General features: G+C 55.0%; 4 protein-coding genes. 2 read left to right on the top strand and 2 right to left on the bottom strand.

The features are described 5' to 3' along the window. Positions 1 to 9: 9 nt before the first annotated feature. Entirely contained in the window at positions 10 to 1,215 is a 1,206-nt protein-coding gene (gltS, locus tag FDW94_RS01805) for a sodium/glutamate symporter (RefSeq protein ID WP_003024029.1), read from the bottom strand. A 225-nt stretch (positions 1,216 to 1,440) separates the two neighbouring features. On the opposite strand from gltS, the gene xanP reads away from it, so the two are divergent. Next, entirely contained in the window at positions 1,441 to 2,832 is a 1,392-nt protein-coding gene (gene xanP / locus FDW94_RS01800) for a xanthine/proton symporter XanP (protein ID WP_003024026.1), read from the top strand. Between the two features lie 121 nt (positions 2,833 to 2,953). Then, positions 2,954 to 4,663: an AsmA family protein gene (locus FDW94_RS01795; RefSeq protein WP_079934356.1), complete on the top strand. Its 1,710-nt coding sequence runs from the start codon at positions 2,954 to 2,956 to the stop codon at positions 4,661 to 4,663. A gap of 42 nt (positions 4,664 to 4,705) precedes the next feature. On the opposite strand, the gene FDW94_RS01790 is transcribed toward FDW94_RS01795, so the two are convergent. Beyond that, positions 4,706 to 5,383, bottom strand: coding sequence for a D-lyxose/D-mannose family sugar isomerase (locus FDW94_RS01790; protein WP_100271755.1), 678 nt, complete (start codon positions 5,381 to 5,383; stop codon positions 4,706 to 4,708). Positions 5,384 to 5,397: the final 14 nt, after the last annotated feature.

Here is a 5,397-nt window from a genome sequence, read left to right as displayed (position 1 = left end):
CCCCAGCCGTTATTGCGCAAAAATCGGTAACAGCAGATACAGCTTAATCACCAGCGCGTTGACGATATCGATAAAGAACGCCCCCACCATCGGCACCACCAGAAACGCCATATGGGATGGTCCAAAACGTTCGGTAATCGCCTGCATGTTGGCAATCGCCGTCGGCGTCGCGCCGAGGCCAAAACCGCAGTGTCCAGCAGCCAGCACGGCGGCATCGTAGTTCTTACCCATCATGCGCCAAGTGACGAATATCGCGTACAGCGCCATGAAAATAGTCTGCACAACCAGGATTGCCAGCATCGGCAAGGCCAGTGAAGCCAGTTCCCACAGCTTCAGACTCATCAGCGCCATCGCCAGGAACAGCGACAGACTTACGTTACCCAGCACCGAAACTGCACGTTCGAACACCCGATAAAAACCCAGTAGCGCCAGACCGTTACTGAGGATCACCCCAACAAACAGCACGCAGACGAAGGTCGGCAATTCCAGCACTGTTCCAACCAGCATTTGCGCAACGATTTTACCCACCGTCAGACAGATAGCGATCAGAGCAATGGTTTCAATCAGCACCAGCGAAGTGATCATGCGCCCAACGTCCGGCTTTTCAAATGCGGTCGGCACGGCCTGATCGTCCGGCATACCGTCTGGCGTGGTGGAGTGTTTGACCAGATAGCGTGCCACCGGGCCGCCAATCAGCCCACCCAACACCAGACCAAACGTTGCGCAAGCCATCGCCACTTCAGTCGCATTGGTGAAGCCATAACGTTCAATAAACAGCTTGCTCCACGCGGCCCCGGTTCCGTGTCCACCAGAGAGGGTGATTGAGCCAGCGATCAGACCCATCAGCGGGTCCAGACCCAGCAGGGTCGCCATACCGATACCGATGGCGTTTTGCATCAGCAACAAGCCAACAACCACAATCAGAAAAATACCCACCACGCGGCCACCAGCACGCAGACTGGCGATATTGGCGTTCAGACCGATAGTGGCGAAAAAAGCCAGCATCAGCGGATCGCGCAGGGTCATATCGAAGTTCACTTCCCAACCCATGCTTTTTTTCAGCACCAGCAGCGCAATCGCCACTAGCAATCCGCCTGCAACGGGTTCGGGAATGGTGTATTTTTTCAGGAAGGAAACAGACTGGACGAGCTTACGTCCCAGCAGCAACACAAGGGTTGCCGCAACCAGCGTTGATAACGTATCGAGATAAAACATTTACAGCTCCATTAGTGCGTTTAGCACAATCACGCACGATGCATTCCAGACCGATTTTTAGCTCTTATTGAGTTTTCGGAGTGGATTTTAAGCAGAAAATGATGAAAAGTTATATAAAAATGTTTGTTTATCCGTTTTAAATATTAAGAATACCTGCTAGCAAACGTTTGCTTTTCTGCCCTGGTCAGATAAAATCACCGCTTTTCCACCATGGGATTGCCTCTGATGTCCGTTAACGCCGTAGAGTCAACAAATGCGCAACCGGTTGCGCAGACTCACAACAGTGAACTGATTTACCGTCTTGAAGATCGCCCCCCGTTAGCCCAGACCCTGTTTGCCGCCTGTCAGCATCTGCTGGCCATGTTCGTCGCGGTGATCACCCCTGCTCTGTTAATTTGCCAGGCGCTTGGTTTACCGGCTCAGGATACTCAACACATTATCAGTATGTCGCTGTTCGCCTCCGGCGTGGCTTCTATCATCCAGATCAAAGCCTGGGGGCCGGTCGGCTCAGGGCTGCTATCCATTCAGGGCACCAGCTTTAACTTTGTTGCGCCACTGATTATGGGCGGTACGGCGCTAAAAACCGGTGGCGCAGATGTCCCAACCATGATGGCGGCGCTGTTCGGTACGCTGATGCTGGCAAGCTGCACCGAGATGGTTATCTCGCGTGTCCTGCACCTGGCGCGTCGTATTATTACTCCGCTGGTCTCAGGGGTGGTAGTGATGATTATCGGCCTGTCGTTGATTCAGGTGGGTCTGACATCGATTGGCGGTGGCTATGCCGCAATGAGCGACAACACCTTTGGTGCGCCGAAGAATTTACTGTTGGCAGGCGTGGTGCTGGCGCTAATCATCCTGCTTAACCGTCAACGCAACCCGTACCTGCGCGTTGCGTCATTGGTGATTGCGATGGCGGCAGGCTATCTGCTGGCCTGGTTTATGGACATGCTGCCGCAAAATACCGCACCGGTAAGTCAGGACCTGCTGATGGTGCCAACGCCGCTGTATTATGGCCTGGGCATCGACTGGAGTTTACTGCTGCCGCTGATGCTGGTCTTTATGATCACTTCACTGGAAACCATCGGCGATATTACGGCCACCTCTGATGTCTCCGAGCAGCCGGTTTCTGGTCCGCTGTATATGAAGCGCCTGAAAGGCGGCGTGCTGGCGAACGGTCTGAACTCGTTTGTTTCCGCCGTGTTCAACACCTTCCCGAACTCCTGTTTTGGCCAGAACAATGGGGTTATTCAGTTAACAGGCGTTGCCAGCCGCTACGTTGGTTTTGTGGTGGCGCTGATGTTGATCGCGCTGGGCCTGTTCCCGGCAGTCAGCGGTTTTGTACAGCATATTCCTGAGCCGGTACTGGGCGGCGCAACGCTGGTGATGTTCGGTACTATCGCAGCATCCGGTGTGCGTATCGTGTCCCGCGAGCCGTTGAACCGCCGCGCGATTCTGATTATCGCGCTGTCGCTGGCCGTTGGTCTGGGTGTTTCCCAGCAGCCGCTGATTCTCCAGTTCGCCCCGGATTGGGTGAAAAACCTACTCTCTTCCGGTATCGCCGCTGGCGGTATTACCGCAATCGTTCTGAATCTGGTATTCCCACCAGAAAAGCAATAAGCAAAATGCGGCGTTGGTTCTGAATCAACGCCGCTGTAACGCTCTTTCACCATTCCCGCCTTGAGCATTGCGCCTAAATCGTGCATAACTTGACTATGTGCACTTCGCGGGATGGAAGACCATGAAATTTATTGGAAAGCTGCTTCTTTACGTGCTGATCGCCCTTGCAGTGGCGATTCTCGGCCTTTATTTTCTACTGCAAACCCGCTGGGGGGCAGAGCACGTCAGCGCCTGGGTTTCGGAGAACAGCAGCTACCATCTGGCGTTTGATGCCATCGATCACCGGTTTTCCTCCCCTTCCCATATTCTGCTGGAAAACGTCACCTTTGGCCGGGATGGTCAACCCGCAACGCTGGTCGCTAAAACGGTCGATATTGGGCTGAGTAGCCGCCAAATCACCGACCCGCTGCACGTAGACACCATTTTGTTGCAAAACGGCACGCTGAATCTTTCCCAGCAAACCGCACCGCTGCCGTTCCAGGCCGATCGCCTGCAATTGCAGGATATGGCGCTTAACAGCCCCGGCAGCGAGTGGAATCTCAGCGCCCAGCGCGTTAACGGCGGCGTCATTCCCTGGAGCCCTGAGGCAGGTAAAATTCTCGGGAGCAAAGCGCAAATTCAGCTCAGCGCCAGTTCGTTGACGCTCAACGATGTTCCAACTACCAACGTCTTGATTGAAGGCAGCATCGACCATGACCGGGTGACGCTAAGCAATATTGGCGCTGACGTGGCGCGTGGGGCATTAACCGGCGTAGCGCAACGCAATGCCGACGGGAGTTGGGTTGTGGAGAATCTGCGCCTGAACGATATCCGGCTGCAAAGCGACAAATCGCTGGCCGACTTTTTTGCCCCGTTAAGCACTATTCCTTCCCTGCAAATTGGTCGTCTGGAAGTGACGGATGCCCGTCTGCAAGGCCCCGACTGGGCGGTGACGGATCTCGATCTGAGCTTGCGCAACATGACCTTCAGCAAGGACGACTGGCAAACTCAGGAAGGCAAACTGTCGATGAATGCCAGCGAGTTTATTTACGGCTCTCTGCACTTCTTCGATCCGATTCTGAACGCCGAGTTCTCACCGCAGGGCATTGCGCTGCGCCAGTTCACCACCCGCTGGGAAGGCGGTATGGTCAGAACATCCGGAAACTGGATGCGCAGCAACAAAGCGCTGGTCCTTGACGATGCCGCTATTGCTGGTCTGGAATACACGCTGCCGGAAAACTGGAAGCAGCTGTGGATGAAACCCCTGCCAGAGTGGCTAAACAGCCTGACGCTGAAGAAATTCAGCGCCAGCCGCAATCTGGTGATTGATATCGACCCGAGTTTCCCGTGGCAGCTCACTGCACTGGACGGCTACGGCGCTAACCTCGGGCTGGTACAGAACAATCAGTGGGGGATCTGGAGCGGGAGCGCCACCCTCAACGCTGCCGCAGCCACCTTTAACCGTACGGATGTGCGTCGTCCTTCGCTGGCGCTAACGGCAAACAGCAGCACCATCAATATCAGCGAACTGAGCGCCTATACGGAAAAAGGACTGCTGGAGGCCACTGCCAGCATTTCGCAGCTACCTCAGCGCCAGACGCAGGTCAGCCTGAACGGGCGCGGCGTGCCAATGACGATCCTGCAGCAGTGGGGCTGGCCCGCACTGCCGCTTTCCGGAGATGGCAACATCCAGCTTACCGCCAGCGGCAATATTCAGGCCGATGCGCCGCTCAAGCCAACGGTCAACGGTCAGCTGCATGCGGTGAACGTGGAGAAACAGCAGGTAACGCAAACCATGCAGGCTGGCGTGGTTTCGGGGAGTGAAGTCACTGCACCACCACCTGCACAATGATTTATTGCCCGGTGGCGCTTCGCTTACCGGGCCTACTCACGCTCATAAGCGAATATATTCACTGCACAACAGCCATTTCACGGGCTCGTCTTCTTCAATCACCGGGAAGCGACCGCCAGGTTCCAAAAAGTGGTTGTCATGCTGGTCGTCATTGACCATCGAGATTTCCCAGCCCAGCACAAACGCCTTCTCCGCCCAAAAGCGATGATACAAGCGCGGCGGCAGACACACTCCTTGTCCCGGTTTCAATACCAGCGTCTCGCCAGCGTTAACGGTACGCCGCTGACCATCCACGCTAACCTCAACAACGCGTCGGGCGTCATACTCATCATCAGGCGTGGCCCACGCCAGCTGCATACATAAATCACCGCCGCCGCGATTAACGATATCTTCCATTTTATGGCGATGAAAATGCCATGGCGTTTGCTGATCCTGCTGAATTTGCAGCATCTTTTCGGCATACGGTTTGGGGTAATCCGCTGACCCCATCAGACCATTGCGCAACGTTAGTAACGTCAGCCCCGTTTGCGCAAAATCTCCGTGCCCGAAGTCGGTAATATCCCAGCCCAACTGGAGATCGCGCACTTCACGCCACAGAGTTTGATCCTGTTGCCGCCAGGCATCGACCGTAAAATACGCAAAATCAGGCAGACAGACCCGAAAAGTCTCAGCGATGGCATGCGCTTTATCGACGGCATAATTAATGTGTGAACGCTTCATTCCACTTTTCCTTG

The organism is Citrobacter sp. wls757, from assembly GCF_005280935.1.
GTDB classification, from domain to species: domain Bacteria; phylum Pseudomonadota; class Gammaproteobacteria; order Enterobacterales; family Enterobacteriaceae; genus Citrobacter; species Citrobacter portucalensis.
This window is presented reverse-complemented; position numbering and strand designations above follow the sequence as displayed.

Bases quoted from the DNA above. Each gene is read 5' to 3' on its own strand.
- gltS (WP_003024029.1), bottom strand. From the start codon at position 1,215: ATGTTTTATCTCGATACGTTATCAACGCTGGTTGCGGCAACCCTTGTG.
- xanP (WP_003024026.1), top strand. From the start codon at position 1,441: ATGTCCGTTAACGCCGTAGAGTCAACAAATGCGCAACCGGTTGCGCAG.
- FDW94_RS01795 (WP_079934356.1), top strand. From the start codon at position 2,954: ATGAAATTTATTGGAAAGCTGCTTCTTTACGTGCTGATCGCCCTTGCA.
- FDW94_RS01790 (WP_100271755.1), bottom strand. From the start codon at position 5,383: ATGAAGCGTTCACACATTAATTATGCCGTCGATAAAGCGCATGCCATC.